The organism is Streptomyces radiopugnans, from assembly GCF_900110735.1.
GTDB classification, from domain to species: Bacteria; Actinomycetota; Actinomycetes; order Streptomycetales; family Streptomycetaceae; genus Streptomyces; species Streptomyces radiopugnans.
On the sequence record NZ_FOET01000010.1, the window covers coordinates 95,533 to 114,888 of the forward strand.

A 19,356-nucleotide genomic window follows, 5' to 3' on the forward strand; every position below is an offset into this window, starting at 1 on the left:
CTCACCCCTCCACCGGAACGGCACGCGCGAACCCGCCGTCCACCATCAGGCCGGCCACGGTCTCCAACTCCGGCGGATTGCCCGCCAGCCGCAGCAGGAAGTCGTCGAAATCCGCACCGCACGGCAGCAGAAGCCCCGCCACCCGCTCCTGCACCGTCAACCCGTCCCGGTCCCGCGCGTCGTCGTACGCGCAGAACCACACCGACCCCGGCGCCTCACCGCGCACCTTCACCGCGACGATCCCGCCCTGCACGAAGGCCACGGCCAGATAGTCCTTCGTCAGGTGGTCGCGCAGACACTTGTTCACGTACACCAGATCGTTGACCGCCGCCTCCTCACGCACCGTGAAGAACGGCTGATCCACCAGCAGCCCCGACTCCGCGTCCAGCGCCACCCCCGCCGGCGCACAACCACCCGCCGCCTTCAGGAACGACCGGTACGCCTCCGGCAGCCGGTACCCCAGGGCCTCCTCCACATCCAGCACCTGCTCCTCGGACACCGCCACACCGTGCGGCACCTCGAAGTGCACCGGACGCGTCTCCTGCAACGGCCGCGTCCCCCGCTTCCCGTGATCCACCACAGCCGTCGCCAGACCACCGTGGTGCCGCAGCAGCGCCTTCACCTCCACCGGCACCAACTCCAGCCGGCGGCAGCCCGCCACGTGGTGCCACGTCCAGCCGTGCGGAGTCGCCACCGGCGGCAACTCCGCCCACAACTCGTGACCCTCCGCATGCAGCGCCGCGTTCGCCGACACGTAGTCCGTCAGCCGCAACTCGTCCGCACCGAAACCCTCCGGCGGCTCCGCGATCTCCACCGCCGCACGCGCGAACGGCGAGAAATCCGGATAACCCCGCTCGTCCACCCGCACACCGCCCGGATACCGGGCGGCCCGCACCGGATCCGGAAAACGCACGACCTGCCCGGCATAGGCCGCATTCGGCGGCGCGGACCCCTCCCCGGGACGAGAACCGGGAGAAACCCCCAACCCAGGCCTACCTGTCGTCATGGCGGTGCCCCCTGCTGGCAACTGGCTCACGGGCGCCGATGGGCGCTGACGAGCACAGCCTATGCGCTACCCCCGCCACCGGTCCCGCCCCGCCCGGGCACCCCGCCACACCCGCGGCGGCCACCCCGGCGATCAACACGCCGACCCGGCACGGCACACTCGCACCACGGCCCCACCGGGCCGGGACACGCCCCACGACATGCCCCGAAACCGACCCCGCTTTCCCAAAAGCCCAGGCGTTTGGCACTCTGAACCAACGCCATCGGGGGGATGCGCGGGGAGGAAACCCAACCATGCACGCCACACAACACAACACCGCCGCACACCCCGGAGACCCCCGCATCGGCTGGGGCGCGCCCGACGACACCACCCCCGTCCCGCGCCACCGCCGCGACGGCATCATGCCCACCGTCGCCGCAGCCCTCTCCGTACGCGGCCAGACCCTCACCTGCACCGCCGGCAAGGCCGACAACCCCCCGGCCCTCCACCCCCTCGTCCAGGACTACCTCGACACCCTCACCACCCCGCAACGCGAACGCCACACCGGACGCTGCCCCGAAGCCGTCCTCATCTCCCGCCACCTCACCACCGCCGAAGCCGCCCGCGGCAAACGCGCCAGCCGCAAACCACTCAGCACCGGCGAAGCCCGCAAAGCCCTCAAAGGCGCCAAGATCACCACCCGCCGCATCCGCGAGGACGGCGACCCCGCACACGGCACCTACGCACCCCCCTGCCGATCCTGCACAGCCCTCCTCGCACACTTCGGCGTACGCCCCGTCGACCCCGCAGGAGAACGGTGAACACCCCCATCCCCCACCCCCGCGACACCACCACACGCTTCCCCGTCCCCGTCGACGCCGCCCTCCGCAACGCCGGCTGGACACCCGGACGCCACCACATCGCACAAGCCGAGATCTGGGCCGACACCCTCCGGGCACACCGCTCACCCACCGGACACCAGCACGCCGTCTTCCCCGCCGCCGTCGAGGCCTGGGCCGAATTCGGCGGACTCCACATCGTGGGCACCGAACCCGGCCGCCACATCGCCCCCACCGCCGTCCGCATCGACCCCCTGCACGGCCTCCACTGGCCCCGCACCCTCAACGACCTCGGACGCGCCCTCGACACCGCCATCGCACCCCTCGGCGAAGAGGACAACGGCAACGCCCTCCTCGCCGTCGACGAACAAGGCCGCGTCTACAGCATCGACCACACCGGCGACTGGTACCTCGGCCCCACCCTCGACGCCGCACTCACCACCCTCGTCACCGGCACCAACCCCAAACGCCTCACCCGCGATCCGGAATGACCGCCGACACCCGGAAACCCCCCGCCTCCGTCGGCCCCGACACGAACCCCCCGCCCAGCGCCGCCACCCGCTCACGCATCCCCACCAGGCCGTTGCCCCCACTGGGCAGCCCCGCGCCCCGCACACCCTCCGTCGGCGCCTCGTTCTCCACCAGCACCGCCACCTCACCCGCACGACGCGCCAACCGCACCCGCGTACGCGCACCGGCCGCATGCTTGTGCACGTTCGTCAACGCCTCCTGAATCACCCGGTACGCCGTCTGCTCCACCCGCCGCGCATACGAACGCACCTCCCCCTCCACCGACAGCTCCACCGGCATCCCCGCCGCCCGCGACTGCCCCACCAGCGCGTCCAGCTCACGCAGACACGGTCCACCGGACTCCTCCGAGCCTCCCGCCAGGCCCTCCGCGCTCTCCGCCGGGCCCCCCGGACCCTCCGCCGGGCCCCGCACCACGGCCGCCGCGGCCACCTCCGCGACCTCCGCCACCCGAGCCAGCGGACGCTCCGACTCCACAGACCCCGCCGACACGCCCCCCGGCACCTGCGCAGACCCCGTGGACTTCCCCTCGTGCGCCCGCAGCACACCCAGCATCGTCCGCAACTCCGTCAGCGCCTGCCGCCCCATGTCACCGATCAACGCCGCGTTCCGCGACGCCTTCTCCGGATCCTTCCGCGCCACCGCCTGCAACGCCGCCGCATGCACCACCATCAGACTCACCCGGTGCGCCACCACGTCGTGCATCTCCCGCGCGATCCGCGTCCGCTCCTCGTTGCGCGCCCACTCCGCGCGCTCCTCCGCGCGATCCGCCAGCAGCGACAACTCACGCTCCAGACCGTCGGCACGCTCCCGCAGACTCTCCACCAGCCGCCGCCGCGCCCCCGCGTACAACCCCAGCAGCACCGGCGGCGCCGTCACCCCCAGCGACATCAGCACCGACACCAGGGGAACGAACCACGCCGGCGGGTCATAGCCGTAGTCGTCCCGCCCCACGTTCCGCTGGAGCTCCATGGCCGAGACGACCAGCGTCCCCAGCCCCTGCATGCCGGCCAGCAAGCCGATGATCCGCCGCGGCACCTCCGACGCCGCCAGCGTGTACAGCCCCACCGTCCCCAGCAGGAAACCCATCTGCGCCGGCGTGACCGCGATCGCCACCAGCACCACCGCGATCGGCCACCGGCGCCGCAGCACCAGAGCCAACCCCGCCAGCGCACCCAGCGCCACCGACAACCCCACCGGAACGCCCGCGTCACGCGCGAACGGAACCCCCTGCGCCGCACACTCCGCACCCGACGCCAGTGCGAGCACCACATCCAGCACCGCACTCCGACGCCGCGTCCACCACAACGGCCCCCGAGGCGCATCACCCTGGTCACGGGCTCCGACGCTTTCCCCCGTCTCGGTCATACCGCCCAGCCTACGACCGCCCGCCAGCGGTTTTCGGGGCGGCTCCGCCCGCGGAAAACCGTGTGCGTGCCGGTATGCGCGGTGATGAAGAAGCCACTTTTCACCCGAACCACTGAATCATCCGGATTTTCGAACCGCGCACGCTTCTACGGGTCCAGGCTGGCGTCATGGTTCGAGCCAAGACGGAGATGAAGGAGCGCGCCCGCGCCCTGCGCCGCGCGGGCCGCACATACGACGAGATCGTGGCGGAGCTGGGGGTGTCGAAGAGCTCGGTGTCGCTGTGGGTGCGGGATCTGCCGAGGCCGGCGACCCCGCCGGAGCGACTGCACCGCATGCGGGAGGCGCGCTGGGCGCCGCACCGCCGTGAGCAGGCGATCATGCGTCAGCAGACGAAGCTGGCGGCGGCCAACGAGGTCCACCCCATGACCGACCGCGAGTTGTTCATGGTCGGAGTGGGGCTCTACTGGTCGGAGGGGGCGAAGAGCAAGCCGCACAGGCCGAAGGAGGATGCGGTGTTCGTCAACAGTGACCCCGGGATGATCCAGGTCTATCTGGCCTGGCTCTCCCTGCTCGGTATCGAGGCGGACAGGCGGCGGTTCCGGCTGATGATCCACGAGTCGGCGGATGTGGGAGCCGCCGAACGCTTCTGGGCCGACCTGGTGGGGGTGGACGTGTCGTCACTCGACAAGACGACGTTGAAGAAGCACAACCCGAAGACCTCCCGCAAGAACGTGGGAGAGGAGTACCGGGGGTGTCTGGTCGTTCGCGTCCGGCGCGGTGCCGACCTTTACCGTCGCATCGAGGGCTGGTGGTACGGCATAGTAGTGGAGGCCGGTCGGAGGTCTGAGCGGATGTCCGATTTGGCCTGAGTTGCCATCCCCTGTGGTGTAATCGGCAGCACAGTGGTTTTTGGTGCCACTTGTCCAGGTTCGAGTCCTGGCGGGGGAGCTCGAAGTTCGAACGAAGGGCCCCGACCCACCGGTCGGGGCCCTTCGCCGTATGCGCGAGCGGCCCGTCGGCCCCGCACCGGGTTGAGGTTGACGTAGGGGTAAAGGGCATCCTCGGGGCCGAGTCCCCTAGGGGGTGGTACCCCCTTCCTCCTACCCGCGGTTCGTCCCCTGGCAGGACGAGGGCGGGGGGGATCGCTCCCTAGGCTGCTTGATGCAGGGGGCGCCGCACCGGTGGGGGTGGTGCTGGCCCCCGTACGGATACGGCACCGCGCACCATCGCGGCGCCGGTCCGTGCACGGCAGGCTCTTCGCGTAATCCAGATCCAGATCCAGTCAGTTCAGTGCCGGCCGGCGCCGAGGGCTTCGGGGAGGCCCCGGCCCGGCGCGGTCGATGGCAGTCGATATAGGAGACATACCGTGACAACGGCTGTGGTGAATCCCAGGACCGGGGGCAGTGGAGGAAGTACGGCCGTCGCCGCGCGGGCGCGGCAGGTCGTCAAGGCGTACGGCGCCGGCGAGACGCGGGTGGTGGCGCTGGACCAGGTGGACGTGGACATCGCGCGGGGGGCGTTCACCGCGATCATGGGCCCGTCGGGCTCGGGCAAGTCGACGCTGATGCACTGCCTGGCGGGGCTGGACTCGGTGTCGTCGGGGCAGGTGTGGATCGGTGAGACCGAGATCACGGGGCTGAGGGAGAAGAAGCTGACCCGACTGCGCCGGGACAAGATCGGTTTCATCTTCCAGGCGTTCAACCTGCTGCCCACCCTGACGGCGCTGGAGAACATCACGCTGCCGATGGACATCGCGGGCCGCAAGCCCGAGCGGGAGTGGCTGGACCGCGTGGTGGAGACGGTCGGCCTGTCGGGCCGGCTGGGGCACCGTCCCAACCAGCTCTCCGGCGGCCAGCAGCAGCGCGTGGCCGTCGCCCGCGCCCTGGCCGCCCGGCCGGAGATCATCTTCGGTGACGAGCCGACCGGCAACCTCGACTCGCGTGCGGGTGCGGAGGTGCTGGGCTTCCTGCGGCGTTCGGTGGACGAGCTGGGGCAGACGATCGTGATGGTGACGCACGACCCGGTGGCGGCGGGGTACGCGGATCGGGTGCTGTATCTGGCGGACGGGCGCATCGTGGACGAGATGCTGCGGCCGACGGCGGAGGCTGTGCTGGACCGGATGAAGGCGTTCGACACGTTCGGGCGGGTGTCATGACCGTTCTGAGGACTTCGCTGCGCAATTTCGTGGCGCACAAGGGCCGGATGCTGCTGAGCGGTGTCGCGGTGGTGCTGTCGGTGGCGTTCGTGTGCGGGACGCTGGTGTTCACGGACACGATGAACACGACGTTCGACCGGCTGTTCTCGCAGACGGCGGCGGACGTGACGGTCTCGGCGAAGGGCGCGGAGAGCGACGGGCAGCCGGGGACGGGGCGGCCTGCGACGGTGCCGGGTTCGCTGCTGGAGGAGCTTGAGGGGGTCGAGGGGGTCTCCTCGGTCTCGGGCGGTGCGTACAGCACGAGTGTGACGGTGGTGAACGCCGACAACGAGAACATGGGGTCGTCGACGGGTGCGCCGACGATCGCGAGCAACTGGACCGAGATCGACGAGAAGTCGATGGAGGTCACCGAGGGCCGGCTCCCGCGTGGCGCGGGCGAGGTGATGGTTGACGCGGACACGGCCAAGAAGCACGGTCTGGAGCTGGGGGAGGAGCTGCGCACGATCTCGGCGCTGGGTGACTTCCGGGCGGAGATCGTGGGTGTGGCGGCGTTCAGGTCGACGAATCCGGGCGCGACGGTGGTGTACTTCGACACCGACACGGTGCAGGAGAGGCTGCTGGGGGACTCGGACGCCTACACGGACGTGTATGTGATGGCGGCCGGGGACGTGAGCGACGAGAAGCTGAAGGAGCGTGTCGTCGCGGCGCTGGGTTCGGGGGAGTACAAGGTCCGGACCCAGGAGGAGTACGCGGCGGAGGGCAAGGACGAGATCGGGTCCTTCCTCGATGTGATCAAGTACGCGCTGCTGGGTTTCGCGGGGATCGCGCTGCTGGTGGGTGTGTTCCTGATCGTGAACACGTTCTCGATGCTGGTGGCGCAGCGGACGCGTGAGATCGGCCTGATGCGGGCGATCGGTTCGAGCCGTCGGCAGGTGAACCGTTCGGTGCTGGTGGAGGCCGTGCTGCTGGGTGTGCTGGGCTCGTTGGTGGGTGTGGCCGCCGGTGTGGGCCTGGCCGTGGGGCTGATGGAGCTCATGGGCCTGGTGGGCATGAACCTGAGCACGGACGATCTGACGCTGCGGTGGGTCACGCCGGTGGTCGGTGTGGTGCTGGGCGTCGTGGTGACGGTGCTGGCGGCGTACCTTCCGGCGCGGCGTGCGGGCCGGGTGTCGCCGATGGCGGCGTTGCGGGACGACGGTCTGCCGGCGGCGGGGAGCCGGGTGGGCCGGGTCCGTTCGGGTGTGGGCCTGGTGCTGACGCTGGCCGGTGCGGGTGCGCTGGTGGTGGCGGCGGGGTCGGACGACGCGGCGGGCGGGTCGCTGTTCCTGGCCGCGGGCGTGGTGCTGACGCTGGTGGGTTTCGTGCTGGTCGGTCCGCTGCTGGCGGGCGGTGTGGTGCGGGTGCTGGGCGCGGTGGTGCTGCGGGTGTTCGGCCCGGTGGGGCGGATGGCGGAGCGGAACGCGCTGCGCAATCCGCGCCGTACGGGGGCGACGGGTGCGGCGCTGATGATCGGGCTGGCGCTGGTGGCGTCGTTGTCGGTGGTGGGCGCGTCGCTGGTGGCGTCGGCCGGTGACGAGCTGGACCGGTCGGTGGGTGCGGACTTCATCCTGCAGTCGAGTGCGGGGCAGCCGGTGGTGCCGGAGGCCGTGGAGCGGGTGCGCGGTACGGAGGGCGTGGAGCACGTCACCGAGTACCGGTGGCTGGAGGCGCGGCTGACGGGTCCGGACGGCGAGACGGTGGAGGAGCCGGTGACGGCGGCTTCCGCGACGTATGCCGAGGACCTGCGGGTGGAGACGGTGGCGGGTGAGCTGCCGGCGGCGTACGAGCGGGATTCGATGTCGGTGCCGGAGGACTTCGCGAAGGCGCACGGTGTGGAGGTCGGCGACCGGGTCGAGGTGGATTTCGCGGCCGGTGGTACGGCGGAGCTGACGGTGCGGGCGATCACGGCGGCGGACACGAGTGTGGACCAGGGCGCGATGTACCTGAGCACGGCGACGGCCGAGCGGTATGTGCCCGAGGACCGGATGCCGCTGAACATGATGCTGTTCGCGAAGGCGGAGGAGGGGCAGGAGGACGCGGCGTACGCGGCTCTGAAGAAGGAGCTGGAGCCGTTCCCGCAGTACGAGGTCCGTAACCAGGCGGACTACAAGGAGCTGCTGGAGGACCAGGTGGGGCAGTTGCTCAACATGGTCTACGGGCTGCTGGCGCTGGCGATCGTGGTGGCGGTGCTGGGCGTGGTGAACACGTTGGCGCTGTCGGTGGTGGAGCGGACGCGTGAGATCGGTCTGATGCGGGCGATCGGGCTGTCGCGGCGGCAGTTGCGGCGGATGATCCGGCTGGAGTCGGTGGTGATCGCGTTGTTCGGTGCGCTGCTGGGTCTGGGGCTGGGCCTGGGCTGGGGTGTGGCGGCGCAGCGGTTGCTGGCGCTGGAGGGGCTGAAGGTGCTCCAGGTGCCGTGGCCGACGATCGCGGGGGTGTTCGTGGGGGCCGCTGTGGTGGGTCTGGTGGCGGCTTTGGTGCCGGCGTTCCGGGCGGGCCGGATGAATGTGCTGAACGCGATCGCCACGGAGTAGCGCGCGGGGCCGGCGGGGCTCGTGGGGTCTGTGCTGCGGCCCGGTCGCGGTGGGTGCGGTGTGCGCCTGCCGGGGCCGGGCCGCGGTGCTGTGCGGGTGGCGGACCGGCGGTGGACGGCGGGCGGTGGACGGGTGGCCGAGGGGCGACGCGGGGGGTGCCGGTCGTCGTAGGCTGGGACCCCCGGCCCGCTCGGCGTGTCGGGTTGTTCGTGTTGTCCGGGGCGCCGGTGTGCGTGCCCTTGTTGTCCAGCCTCTGGGATGGAACGTCTCGATGAGTCTCACCGGTCTTCTTGATGCGGTCGTGGTGGATCCGGCGCTGGCGGAGGCGGTGCGGGCCGCCGCCGACGGCCGTCGGCGCGAGGTGGATCTGGTGGGTCCGCCGGCTGCGCGGCCGTTCGCGGTGGCGGCGCTGGCGCGGTCGTCGGGGCGGCCGGTGCTGGCGGTGACGGCGACGGGGCGTGAGGCGGAGGATCTGGCGTCGGCGCTGCGGTCGCTGATGCCGTCCGGCCGGGAGGACGCGGTGGTGGAGTACCCGGCGTGGGAGACGCTGCCGCATGAGCGGCTCTCGCCCCGGTCGGACACGGTGGGGCGCCGGCTGGCGGTGCTGCGCAGGCTGGCGCATCCGAGCGCGGACGATCCGGCGGCGGGGCCGGTGAGCGTGGTGGTGGCTCCGGTGCGGTCGGTGCTGCAGCCGCAGGTGAAGGGTCTGGGGGATCTGGAGCCGGTGGGCCTGCGCACGGGGCAGCAGGTGGAGCTGGACGCGGTGGTGGACGCGCTGGGGGCGGCGGCGTACGCGCGGGTGGAGCTGGTGGAGAAGCGGGGGGAGTTCGCGGTCCGGGGCGGGATTCTGGACGTGTTCCCGCCGACGGAGGAGCATCCGCTGCGGGTGGAGTTCTGGGGGGACGAGGTCGAGGAGATCCGTTACTTCAAGGTGGCCGACCAGCGGTCGCTGGAGGTGGCGGAGCACGGGTTGTGGGCGCCGCCGTGCCGTGAGCTGCTGCTGACGGACCAGGTGCGGGCGCGGGCGGCGGAGCTTGCGCGGGCGCATCCGGAGCTGGGCGAGCTGCTGGGGAGGATCGCCGAGGGCATCGCGGTGGAGGGGATGGAGTCCCTGGCGCCGGTGCTGGTGGACGACATGGAGCTGCTGCTGGACGTGCTGCCGTCGGGGAGCATGGTGGTGGTGTGCGATCCGGAGCGGGTGCGTACGCGGGCGGCGGATCTGGTGGCGACCAGCCAGGAGTTCCTGCAGGCGTCGTGGGCGGCCTCGGCCGGCGGGGGAGAGGCGCCGATCGATGTGGGGGCGGCGTCGCTGTGGGGGATCGCGGACGTCCGGGACCGGGCGCGTGAGCTGGGGATGCCGTGGTGGTCGGTGAGTCCGTTCGCCATGGGTTCGGCGGACGTGGCGGACATGGCGGGCGCGGGGGACGCGGTGGACGCGGGGCCGGGGTCCGATTCGCTGACGCTGGGGATGCGGGCTCCGGAGAGTTACCGGGGGGACACGGCGCGGGCGTTGGCGGACACCAAGGGGTGGCTGGCGGACGGCTGGCGGTGCGTGTTCCTGACGGAGGGGCACGGTCCGGCGGCGCGCACGGTGGAGGTGCTGGGGGGCGAGGGGATCGCGGCGCGGCTGGAGCCGGAGCTGGGGGAGATCTCACCGTCGGTGGTGCACGTGTCGTGCGGGACGCTGGAGAACGGGTTCGTCGACCCGGGCCTGAGACTGGCGGTGCTGACGGAGACGGATCTGTCGGGCCAGAAGGCGGCGAGCCGGGACCTGGGGCGGATGCCGGCGCGGCGGCGCAAGACGATCGATCCGCTGACGTTGCAGCCGGGTGACTACATCGTGCACGAGCAGCACGGTGTGGGCCGGTACGTGGAGATGGTGCAGCGCACGGTGCAGGGGGCGACGCGCGAGTACCTGCTGGTGGAGTACGCGCCGGCGAAGCGTGGGCAGCCGGGGGACCGGCTGTTCGTGCCGACGGACCAGCTGGAGCTGATCACCAAGTACGTGGGCGGTGAGCAGCCGTCTCTGCACCGGCTGGGGGGCGCGGACTGGACGAAGACGAAGGCGCGGGCGAAGAAGGCGGTCAAGGAGATCGCCGCGGACCTGATCCGGCTGTACTCGGCGCGGATGGCCGCTCCCGGGCACGCTTTCGGCGCGGACACCCCGTGGCAGCGGGAGCTGGAGGACGCGTTCCCGTACATGGAGACGCCCGACCAGCTGACGACGATCGCCGAGGTGAAGGAGGACATGGAGAAGTCGGTTCCGATGGACCGGCTGATCTGCGGCGACGTCGGTTACGGCAAGACGGAGATCGCGGTGCGGGCGGCGTTCAAGGCGGTGCAGGACGGCAAGCAGGTGGCCGTGCTGGTGCCGACGACGCTGCTGGTGCAGCAGCACTTCGGGACGTTCTCGGAGCGGTACGCGCAGTTCCCGGTGAAGGTGCGGGCGTTGTCGCGGTTCCAGTCGGACGCGGAGGCGAAGGCGGTCCTGGAGGGGCTGCGGGACGGTTCGGTGGACGTGGTGATCGGCACGCACCGGCTGTTCTCGTCGGAGACGAGGTTCAAGGACCTGGGCCTGGTGATCGTCGACGAGGAGCAGCGCTTCGGCGTGGAGCACAAGGAGCAGCTGAAGAAGCTGCGGGCGAACGTGGACGTGCTGACGATGTCGGCGACGCCGATCCCGCGGACGCTGGAGATGGCGGTCACCGGCATCCGGGAGATGTCGACGATCACCACGCCGCCGGAGGAGCGGCATCCGGTGCTGACGTTCGTCGGTCCGTACGAGGAGCGGCAGATCGGTGCGGCGATCCGGCGCGAGCTGCTGCGCGAGGGCCAGGTGTTCTACATCCACAACCGGGTGGAGTCGATCGACCGGGCGGCGGCGCGGCTGCGGCAGATCGTTCCCGAGGCGCGGATCGCCACGGCGCACGGGCAGATGTCGGAGACGGCTCTGGAGCGGGTGGTGGTGGACTTCTGGGAGAAGAAGTTCGACGTGCTGGTCTCCACGACGATCGTGGAGTCGGGCATCGACATCTCCAACGCCAACACGCTGATCGTGGAGCGGGGCGACATGTTCGGCCTGTCCCAGCTGCACCAGTTGCGGGGCCGGGTGGGGCGCGGCCGGGAGCGGGGGTACGCGTACTTCCTGTATCCGCCGGAGAAGCCGCTGACGGAGACGGCGCACGAGCGGCTGGCGACGATCGCGCAGCACACGGAGATGGGCGCGGGCATGTACGTGGCGATGAAGGACCTGGAGATCCGCGGGGCGGGCAATCTGCTGGGCGGGGAGCAGTCGGGTCATATCGCGGGGGTCGGTTTCGACCTGTACGTGCGGATGGTGGGGGAGGCGGTGGCCGACTACCGGGCGGCGCTGGAGTCCGGGGGCTCCGGGGGCGCGGCGGAGGAGGCGCCGCTGGAGGTGCGGATCGAGCTTCCGGTGGACGCGCACGTGCCCCACGACTACGCGCCGGGGGAGCGGCTGCGGCTGCAGGCGTACCGGGCGATCGCGTCGGCGAACTCCGAGGAGGACATCGCCGCGGTGCGCGAGGAGCTGACCGACCGCTACGGTCCGCTGCCGGAGCCGGTGGAGAACCTGCTGCTGGTGGCGGGGCTGCGGATGCTGGCGCGTTCCTTCGGGGTCACCGACATCACGCTGCAGGGTTCGAACGTGCGGTTCGCGCCGGTGGAGCTGCGGGAGTCGCAGGAGCTGCGGCTGAAGCGGCTGTATCCGCGGTCGGTGGTGAAGGCGGCGGCCGGGCAGGTGCTGGTGCCGCGTCCGACGACGGCGCGGATCGGCGGGAAGCCGGTGGTGGGGCGCGAACTGCTGGCGTGGACGGGGGAGTTCCTGACCACGGTGCTGGGCTGATGCGAGGGCCGGTCCGGGAGCCGATCCGGAAGCCGGTCCTGGGAGCGTTCCCGTAGTCGGTGACCTGCGAGGACCGGCCCGGGCTCCCGGGCCGGCCGGAACGTAGGATCGGGTGCCATGGAGCAGCGAGTACTGGGCAGGACGGGCCGCGAGGTGTCCGTCGTGGGACTGGGCACCTGGCAGCTGGGTGCCGACTGGGGGCAGGTGCGCGAGGAGGACGCGCTGGCGGTGCTGGACGCCGCGGTGGAGTCCGGGGTGACGTTCTTCGACACCGCCGACGTGTACGGGGACGGCCGCAGCGAGCGGCTGATCGGCCGCTTCCTGGCGGAGCGGCCGGGCGCGGACGTGTTCGTGGCGACGAAGATGGGGCGCCGGGCGGAGCAGCTGCCCGGCAACTACAACCTGGCCAACTTCCGGGCCTGGACGGACCGGTCCCGCACGAACCTGGGCGTGGAGACCCTGGACCTGGTCCAGCTGCACTGCCCGCCGTCCGAGGTGTACTCCTCCGACGAGGTGTTCGACGCGCTGGACACCCTGGTGGCGGAGAAGCGGATCGCGGCGTACGCGGTGAGCGTGGAGACGTGCGCGCAGGCGCTGGAGGCGATCGCGCGGCCGGGCACGGCGAGTGTGCAGATCATCTTGAACCCGTTCCGGCTCAAGCCGCTGGAGGAGGTCCTTCCGGCGGCGGCCGAGGCGGGGGTGGGCATCATCGCGCGGGTGCCGCTGGCGTCGGGCCTGCTGTCGGGCCGCTACACCCGCGAGACGGTGTTCTCGCCGGACGACCACCGCAACTTCAACCGGCACGGTGAGGCGTTCGACCAGGGCGAGACGTTCTCGGGGGTGGACTACGAGACGGGCCTGGCGGCGGCGGCGGAGTTCGCCGAGCTGGCGCCGGAGGGGATGACGCCGGCGCAGACGGCGCTGCGGTGGGTGATCCAGCAGCCGGGGGTGACCTCGGTGATCCCCGGTGCGCGCAGTGTCGGGCAGGCGCGGGCGAACGCCGCGACGGCGCAGCTGCCGCCGCTGCCGCCGCGGACGCTGGAGGCGATCGCGGCCCTGTACGACCGCAGGATCCGCGCGCAGGTGCACCACCGCTGGTAGGGGCGCCCGCGCGGCAGGCGGGCGGCGGGGCCGGTCGAAGTGGATGGCGACCGGCCCCGCCGTCTTCTCCTCTCCCCCTTCACGCCGCCGGCACCTTCCCTCCCCTTCCGCGCCTTGTGTGCCCGCTTGCCCTGTATGGGGGAATGTCCCCTGTCGCCCTCGGGTAGCCGGAAGGACTCGTGAGGAACCGGCACGAGGGAGTCATCCAAGTGAGTCAGGCGAACGTCTTCGTCATCGGACTGGACGAGGAGAACATCAGGACGCTGCGCGCGGTGCCGCACGCGGTGGAGTACCGCTTCCACCCCCTGCTGAGCGTCGAGGAGCTCCAGCACGGCGAGATCCCGGTGGCCGAGCTGCTGGAGAAGGCGCAGAAGCAGCTGGACGCGTTCGACGGCAGCATCGACGCCATCGTCGGCTACTGGGACTTCCCCGTCAGCACGCTGGTGCCCATCCTGGCCGAGCGCTACGGGACGCGCGCCACCAGCCTGGAGTCGGTGGTCAAGTGCGAGCACAAGTACTGGAGCCGGCTGGAGCAGCAGAAGGTCGTCGACGAGCACCCGCGTTTCGCGCTGGTGGACCTGGAGGGCGAGCCCCGCCCGCCCGAGGGGCTGCGCTTCCCGATGTGGCTGAAACCGGTGAAGTCCTACTCCTCGGAGCTGGCCTTCGGGGTGAAGGACGAGGAGGAGTTCGCGGCGGCGGTGGCCGAGATCCGCGAGGGCATCACCCGCATCGGCCGGCCCTTCGAGTTTGTGATGCGGCGCCTCCAGCTGCCGCCGGAGGTGGCCGAGGCCGGCGGGCAGGCGTGCCTGGCCGAGGAGTCGCTCAAGGGCGTCCAGGCCGCCGTGGAGGGCTATGTGTACGACGGCGAGGTGACCGTCTACGGCGTGCTGGACTCGATCAACTACCCCGACACCCCCTGCTTCCTGCGCCACCAGTACCCCGCCTCGCTGCCCGAGCCGGTGCAGCTGCGGCTGCGGGACGTCTCCCGGCGGGTGATCGAGCAGATCGGCATGGACTGGGCCACCTTCAGCATCGAGTACTTCTACGACGCGGCCACCGGCGAGATCAGCCTGCTGGAGATCAACCCGCGCCACTCGCAGTCCCACGCCGAGCTGTTCGAGTACGTCGACGGCGTGCCCAACCACCACGCCATGCTCAGCCTGGCGATGGGGCGCGACCCCGACCTGCCCTACCGCGAGGGCCCCTACGAGGTGGCGGCCAAGTGGTACCACCGCCAGTTCACCGACGGGCTGGTGACGCGCGTGCCGACGGCCGAGGAGATCGAGCGCGTGGAGCGCGAGGTGCCCGGCGTGCGGGTCACCGTCAAGCCGCAGGAGGGGCAGCGGCTGTCGGACATGCCCGGCCAGGACAGCTACAGCTTCGAGCTGGCGCACGTCTTCGTCGGCGCCGACAGCGAGGAGGAGATGCGGGCCAAGTACGACCGCTGCCTGGCGATGCTGCCGTTCGAGTTCGCCGAGGAGAGCGACCGGGACGGCGACCGGGAGAGCGGCCGGGGCAACGACCGCGAGTCCGAGCAGGCCGCCTGAGCCGGGCGGGGAGAGGAGGTGGTCCGGCCGTGCGCCACGTGACCAGCCTGCCGTACGCGATCAGGGAAGAGGAGCACGTGTGGATCCCGGTCTCCGACGGGACCCGTCTGGCGGCCCGGATCTGGCGCCCGGTCTCCTCCGACGGGGAGCCGGTGCCCGCGGTGCTGGAGTACATCCCGTACCGCAGGCGCGATCTGACCTCGGTGCGCGACTCCATCCACCACCCCTACATCGCGGGCCACGGCTACGCCTGCGTGCGGGTGGACATCCGCGGCACCGGTGAGTCCGAGGGGGTGCTGCGCGACGAGTACCTGGAGGTGGAGCAGACCGACGCCGAGGACGTGCTGGCCTGGCTCGCCGAGCAGCCCTGGTGCGACGGCCGCACCGGGATGATGGGCATCTCCTGGGGCGCCTTCGCCGCCCTCCAGGTCGCCGCCCGCCGCCCGCCGAGCCTGGGGGCGATCGTCATCTCCTCCTTCACCGACGACCGGTACGCCGACGACATGCACTACATGGGCGGCTGCCTGCTGTCGGACAACCTGGCCGAGGCGGGCACGATGTTCGCCTACGGCACCTGCCCGCCGGATCCGGCGCTGGTGGGCGAGCGGTGGCGCGGGATGTGGCTGGAGCGGCTGGAGAACACCCGGCCGTGGGCGCTGGAGTGGCTGCGCCACCAGCGGCGCGACGACTACTGGCGGCACGCCTCGGTCTGCGAGGACTACTCGGCGGTGAACGTGCCGGTGCTGGCCTCCAGCGGCTGGGCGGACGGCTACTCCAACGCCGTCACACGCCTGCTGGAGAACCTGGACGTGCCCCGCAAGGGCCTGATCGGGCCGTGGTCGCACAAGTACCCCCACCTGGGGCAGCCGGGCCCGGCCATCGGCTACCTCCAGGAGGTGGTGCGCTGGTGGGACCACTGGCTCAAGGGCGCCGACAACGGGGTGACGGACGGGCCGGTGCTGCGCGCCTGGATGCAGGAGAGCGTGCCGCCGTCGACGTCGTACGAGGAGCGGCCCGGCCGCTGGGTCGGCGAGCCGTCCTGGCCGTCGCCGCACATCACCCCCACCGAGCTGCCGCTGGGCGCGCACCGCCTCCACCGGCCGGGGGAGAAACCGCAGGAGACGGAGCTGACGGTGCAGTCGCCGCTGTCGGTGGGCCAGTTCGCCGGGAAGTGGGCCTCCTACAACGCGCCGCCGGACCTCCCCTACGACCAGCGCGAGGAGGACGGCGGTTCGATGGTCTTCGACACCGAGCCGCTGGCCGAGCGGGTGGAGGTCCTGGGCGCGCCGAGCGTGGAGCTGGAGCTGTCGGTGAGCGAGCCGGTGGCGATGGTCGCCGCCCGCCTGTCCGACGTCGCCCCCGACGGCCGTGCCACCCGCGTCACCTACGGGCTGCTCAACCTCACCCGCCTGGGCGGCCACGAGGCGGAGCCCGAGCCGCTTCGGCCCGGCCGCCGCTACCGGGCGACGGTGCAGCTCAACGGTGTGGCGCAGGTCTTCCCGCCGGGCCACCGCATCCGGCTGTCGCTGTCGACCTCGTACTGGCCGCTGGCCTGGCCGCCGCCGCGCCCGGCACTGCTGAGCGTGTACGCGCCCGGCAGTTCCCTGAGGCTGCCGGTGCGCCCGGTCGCGGAGTCCGACGAGGTGGCCGGGGAGCCGTTCGGCGAGCCCGAGGGCGCCGAGCCGGTCCGCACCCGCCAGGTCGAGCCGCCCGAGCAGCGCTGGGAGGTCTCCCGGAACCTGGTGGACTACGGGTCGGCGCTGGAGATCGTCAAGGACGGCGGGACGGTCCACTTCGAGGACATCGACCTGGACGTGCACCGCCGCGCCTACGAGCGCTACGACTCGGTGGCCGACGACTTCACCTCGGTCCGCGGCGAGTCGGAGTGGACGATGGAGTTCTCGCGCGGCGACTGGAACGTGCGGACGGTGACCCGCACGGTGCTGAGCTGCACCGAGGAGGAGTTCGTGGTCGACGCCACCCTCGACGGGTACGAGGGGGAGCGCCGGGTGTTCTCCCGCACCTGGAACGAGAGGCTGCCCCGCGACCACGTCTGAACGGCTCCCTCCTGCGGGCCGGGGCTCCTCCCGGGCCGGAGGCCGGCCGCGGCGGCGCCGCGGGCGGGGGACGCGGCCGGGGTGCGGCCGGGCATCGGAACGGTATCGGCCCGCGAACACCGGACCGTACCGTCCGCGGTGGTGTATACCCTTCGCACCGAACGACGTCGCAACAGGGAGTCTGAGCGCTGATGTACGGCCCGGCCGCCACCCCGCCCCCAGCCCCGTCCCGCCGCGGGCCGGGGTTCGGGGGCATCGCGCTGCGACTGTTCTTCGCGTCGTTCCCGGTGTGGTCGGTGGGGCTGCTGGCCTGGGTCCCGTCGCTGCGCTTCGCGGTCATCCGCAGGAGACCGCTGGACTGGGCCGTCTTCGCGGTGAGCGTGGTGCTGACCGTGGTCTACGTGGTGCTGCTGGTCAACGTCCCCGCGAGCGAGCCGGGCGAGGAGGGCATGGCCCAGTTCTGGGCGGGCCTGTACATCGTCCTGCTCATCGGCGGCTCCGTGGCCCACGCCGTCCTCGGCGACCGCTTCCTGCGCGACCCCGCACCGTACCCGGCGGCCGCCCCCCTGCCGGGCGGCCCCCACACCCCTCACCACCCCGCCCCGCCCGCACCCGGGTTCCCCGGGCTCGCCGACGCGCCCACCGCCTACGGCCACCCCCGGCCCGGCCCGGCCGTCCCGCCGCCCGTACCGCCCCCCGCCCCGTCCGCCCGGCCCCCGGCGTACGGCCACCCCCAGCCCCGGCAGTCCCCGCCCGTACAGCCGCCGCAGTCGCCGCGCATGCGCCAGGTCGCCTCCGAACTGGACGAACTCGGCGAGCTGCTGCGCAAGCGCGACGGACACCACGGGCACGGCGGCGGGCAGGACGGCGGCGACGGGTGGCACGGCCGGTGAACGGACGCCTGATCTCCGGCCGTTACGAGCTGACCGAGCCGCTGGGCCGGGGTGCCATGGGTCAGGTCTGGGGCGGCCACGACCTCGGCCTCGGCGGCCGCCGGATCGCCGTGAAGCTGATGCACTCCGGGCAGGTCGCCTCCCTGTCCGGCGGTACGGACCCCGAGGAGCTTCGCGAGCGCTTCGAGCGCGAGTGCCGCGTCACCGCCCAGATCGACCACCCCGGCCTGGTCTCCGTCCACGACGCGGGCCGGGACGGCGACGAGCTGTACCTGGTGATGCAGCGGCTGGAGGGCAGCGACCTGCGCGACCACCTCGCCGAGCGGGAGCCCTACCCGCCGCAGTGGGCCGTGGCCGTCGTCGCCCAGATGTGCTCGGCCCTGGCGGTGGTGCACGCCGTCGGCATCGTCCACCGCGACCTCAAGCCCGGCAACGTCATCGTGCGGCCCGACGGCCGGGTGGTCATCCTCGACCTCGGCATCGCGGCCGTGCGGTCCGCCGGGGACACCACCCGGCTGACCCGCACCGGCTCCCTCATCGGCACCCCCGTCTACATGGCGCCCGAGCAGGCCATGGGCGGCAGCCCCGTCGGCCCCCGCGCCGACCTGTACGCGCTGGGCGTGCTGCTGTACGAACTCCTCACCGGCCAGGTCCCCTTCGACGCCCCGGAGCCGACCGGGCTGCTGTACAAGAAGCTCCACCACACGCCCCCGCGGGTGCGCGAGCTGCGCCCGGAGGCGCCAGCCGAGCTGGACGCGCTGGTGTGGCGGCTGCTGGACAAGGAGCCCGCGGGGCGCCCCGAGGACGCCCACGAGGTGTACGCCGCCCTCGCGCCGCTGCTGCCCCGGCCCGGACAGGGCGGCCCCGCCCTGCCGCTGGACCCCACCCGCCCGTTCCGCGAGCCCATGGCCCCCTGGCCGCCGCGCGGTCGGGCGCCGGGTCCGGCCACGGACCCGGGTCCGGGCCCGGCGCCCACGGTGGTCGTACGGCCCGCCGCGTTCCCGCCCGGCCCCGGTGCCGGGTCCCCGCCCGGCTTCGGGCCGCCCCCGCCGCCGGCCGATCTGAGCACCACCCTGGAGGAGGTCCGCACCCTGCTCTCCTCCGGCCACTACACGCGCGTCGCGGACCTCCTAGGCCACGCCCTCCCGGCCGCCGTCGCCGAGCACGGGGCGCACTCGCCCGTCGTCCGCACCCTGCGCAAGCAGTACGCGGCGGTGCTGCTGGACACCGGCCAGTACGCGCGGGCGCTGCCGGAGATCAGCCGGCTCGCCCAGGAGTACACCGCCGAACGCGGCCCGCACGACCCGGTGGTGGTCCAGCTTCGCCAGGACGAGGCGCTGTGCCTGGAGCGGCTCGGCCGCTGACCGGCCGCTGACCGGGCACCTGCCGGGGGCCTGCCGGAACCGTCCCGGCGGCCTTCCCGACGGCCCTTCGGACGGCCCTTC

At 72.3% G+C, this 19,356-nt stretch carries 13 protein-coding genes and 1 tRNA gene; 12 read left to right on the plus strand and 2 right to left on the minus strand.

What is annotated here, in order from left to right; all coding sequences use genetic code 11:
• Position 1 precedes the first annotated feature (1 nt).
• Complete coding sequence (locus BMY40_RS18255) at positions 2-1,006, minus strand: SMI1/KNR4 family protein (RefSeq protein WP_093660888.1); 1,005 nt, start codon at positions 1,004-1,006, stop codon at positions 2-4.
• Between the two features lie 293 nt (positions 1,007-1,299).
• Here BMY40_RS18255 and BMY40_RS18260 point away from each other — a divergent pair, with 293 nt between their 5' ends.
• Positions 1,300-1,806: a YwqJ-related putative deaminase gene (locus BMY40_RS18260; RefSeq protein ID WP_093660890.1), complete on the plus strand. Its 507-nt coding sequence runs from the start codon at positions 1,300-1,302 to the stop codon at positions 1,804-1,806.
• On the plus strand, positions 1,803-2,315 hold the full coding sequence (locus BMY40_RS18265) for an SUKH-3 domain-containing protein (RefSeq protein ID WP_425443137.1): 513 nt from the start codon (positions 1,803-1,805) through the stop codon (positions 2,313-2,315). The genes BMY40_RS18260 and BMY40_RS18265 overlap by 4 nt, the downstream gene beginning before the upstream one ends.
• Here BMY40_RS18265 and BMY40_RS18270 read toward each other — a convergent pair.
• Entirely contained in the window at positions 2,296-3,720 is a 1,425-nt protein-coding gene (locus BMY40_RS18270; protein ID WP_093660892.1) for a sensor histidine kinase, read from the minus strand. The genes BMY40_RS18265 and BMY40_RS18270 overlap by 20 nt on opposite strands.
• A 167-nt stretch (positions 3,721-3,887) precedes the next feature.
• Between BMY40_RS18270 and BMY40_RS18275 the strand changes: the two genes are divergently transcribed.
• The 10 genes from BMY40_RS18275 to BMY40_RS18320 all read left to right on the plus strand — a co-directional run bounded on the left by BMY40_RS18275 (position 3,888) and on the right by BMY40_RS18320 (position 19,275).
• Positions 3,888-4,589, plus strand: a complete 702-nt coding sequence (locus tag BMY40_RS18275; RefSeq protein WP_093660894.1) for a hypothetical protein — start codon at positions 3,888-3,890, stop codon at positions 4,587-4,589.
• A 7-nt stretch (positions 4,590-4,596) separates the two neighbouring features.
• A tRNA-Gln gene (locus BMY40_RS18280) sits at positions 4,597-4,668 on the plus strand.
• Positions 4,669-5,086: 418 nt separating this feature from the next.
• Positions 5,087-5,875, plus strand: coding sequence for an ABC transporter ATP-binding protein (locus BMY40_RS18285; protein WP_093660896.1), 789 nt, complete (start codon positions 5,087-5,089; stop codon positions 5,873-5,875).
• Entirely contained in the window at positions 5,872-8,448 is a 2,577-nt protein-coding gene (locus BMY40_RS18290; protein ID WP_093660898.1) for an ABC transporter permease, read from the plus strand. Before BMY40_RS18285 ends, BMY40_RS18290 begins: the two co-directional genes overlap by 4 nt.
• A gap of 271 nt (positions 8,449-8,719) precedes the next feature.
• Entirely contained in the window at positions 8,720-12,313 is a 3,594-nt protein-coding gene (gene mfd, locus BMY40_RS18295) for a transcription-repair coupling factor (protein WP_093660900.1), read from the plus strand.
• A 117-nt stretch (positions 12,314-12,430) separates the two neighbouring features.
• The gene (locus tag BMY40_RS18300; protein WP_093660902.1) at positions 12,431-13,414 is read left to right on the plus strand and encodes an aldo/keto reductase; all 984 of its coding nucleotides are present in this window, start codon (positions 12,431-12,433) and stop codon (positions 13,412-13,414) included.
• 209 nt (positions 13,415-13,623) lie between these two features.
• Positions 13,624-14,961 (plus strand): ATP-grasp domain-containing protein, encoded by a 1,338-nt coding sequence (locus BMY40_RS18305; protein WP_093660904.1) that lies wholly within the window; start codon positions 13,624-13,626, stop codon positions 14,959-14,961.
• A gap of 29 nt (positions 14,962-14,990) precedes the next feature.
• Complete coding sequence (locus BMY40_RS18310; protein WP_093660906.1) at positions 14,991-17,018, plus strand: CocE/NonD family hydrolase; 2,028 nt, start codon at positions 14,991-14,993, stop codon at positions 17,016-17,018.
• Between the two features lie 191 nt (positions 17,019-17,209).
• Positions 17,210-17,911, plus strand: a complete 702-nt coding sequence (locus BMY40_RS18315; RefSeq protein WP_093660908.1) for a hypothetical protein — start codon at positions 17,210-17,212, stop codon at positions 17,909-17,911.
• Positions 17,908-19,275 (plus strand): serine/threonine-protein kinase, encoded by a 1,368-nt coding sequence (locus tag BMY40_RS18320; protein WP_093661071.1) that lies wholly within the window; start codon positions 17,908-17,910, stop codon positions 19,273-19,275. The genes BMY40_RS18315 and BMY40_RS18320 overlap by 4 nt, the downstream gene beginning before the upstream one ends.
• Positions 19,276-19,356 lie beyond the last annotated feature (81 nt).

Coding starts and splice junctions, on each gene's coding strand:
- BMY40_RS18300 (WP_093660902.1), top strand. CDS start 12,431: ATGGAGCAGCGAGTACTGGGCAGGACGGGCCGCGAGGTGTCCGTCGTG.
- BMY40_RS18260 (WP_093660890.1), top strand. CDS start 1,300: ATGCACGCCACACAACACAACACCGCCGCACACCCCGGAGACCCCCGC.
- mfd (WP_093660900.1), top strand. CDS start 8,720: ATGAGTCTCACCGGTCTTCTTGATGCGGTCGTGGTGGATCCGGCGCTG.
- BMY40_RS18275 (WP_093660894.1), top strand. CDS start 3,888: ATGGTTCGAGCCAAGACGGAGATGAAGGAGCGCGCCCGCGCCCTGCGC.
- BMY40_RS18315 (WP_093660908.1), top strand. CDS start 17,210: ATGTACGGCCCGGCCGCCACCCCGCCCCCAGCCCCGTCCCGCCGCGGG.
- BMY40_RS18255 (WP_093660888.1), bottom strand. CDS start 1,006: ATGACGACAGGTAGGCCTGGGTTGGGGGTTTCTCCCGGTTCTCGTCCC.
- BMY40_RS18290 (WP_093660898.1), top strand. CDS start 5,872: ATGACCGTTCTGAGGACTTCGCTGCGCAATTTCGTGGCGCACAAGGGC.
- BMY40_RS18270 (WP_093660892.1), bottom strand. CDS start 3,720: ATGACCGAGACGGGGGAAAGCGTCGGAGCCCGTGACCAGGGTGATGCG.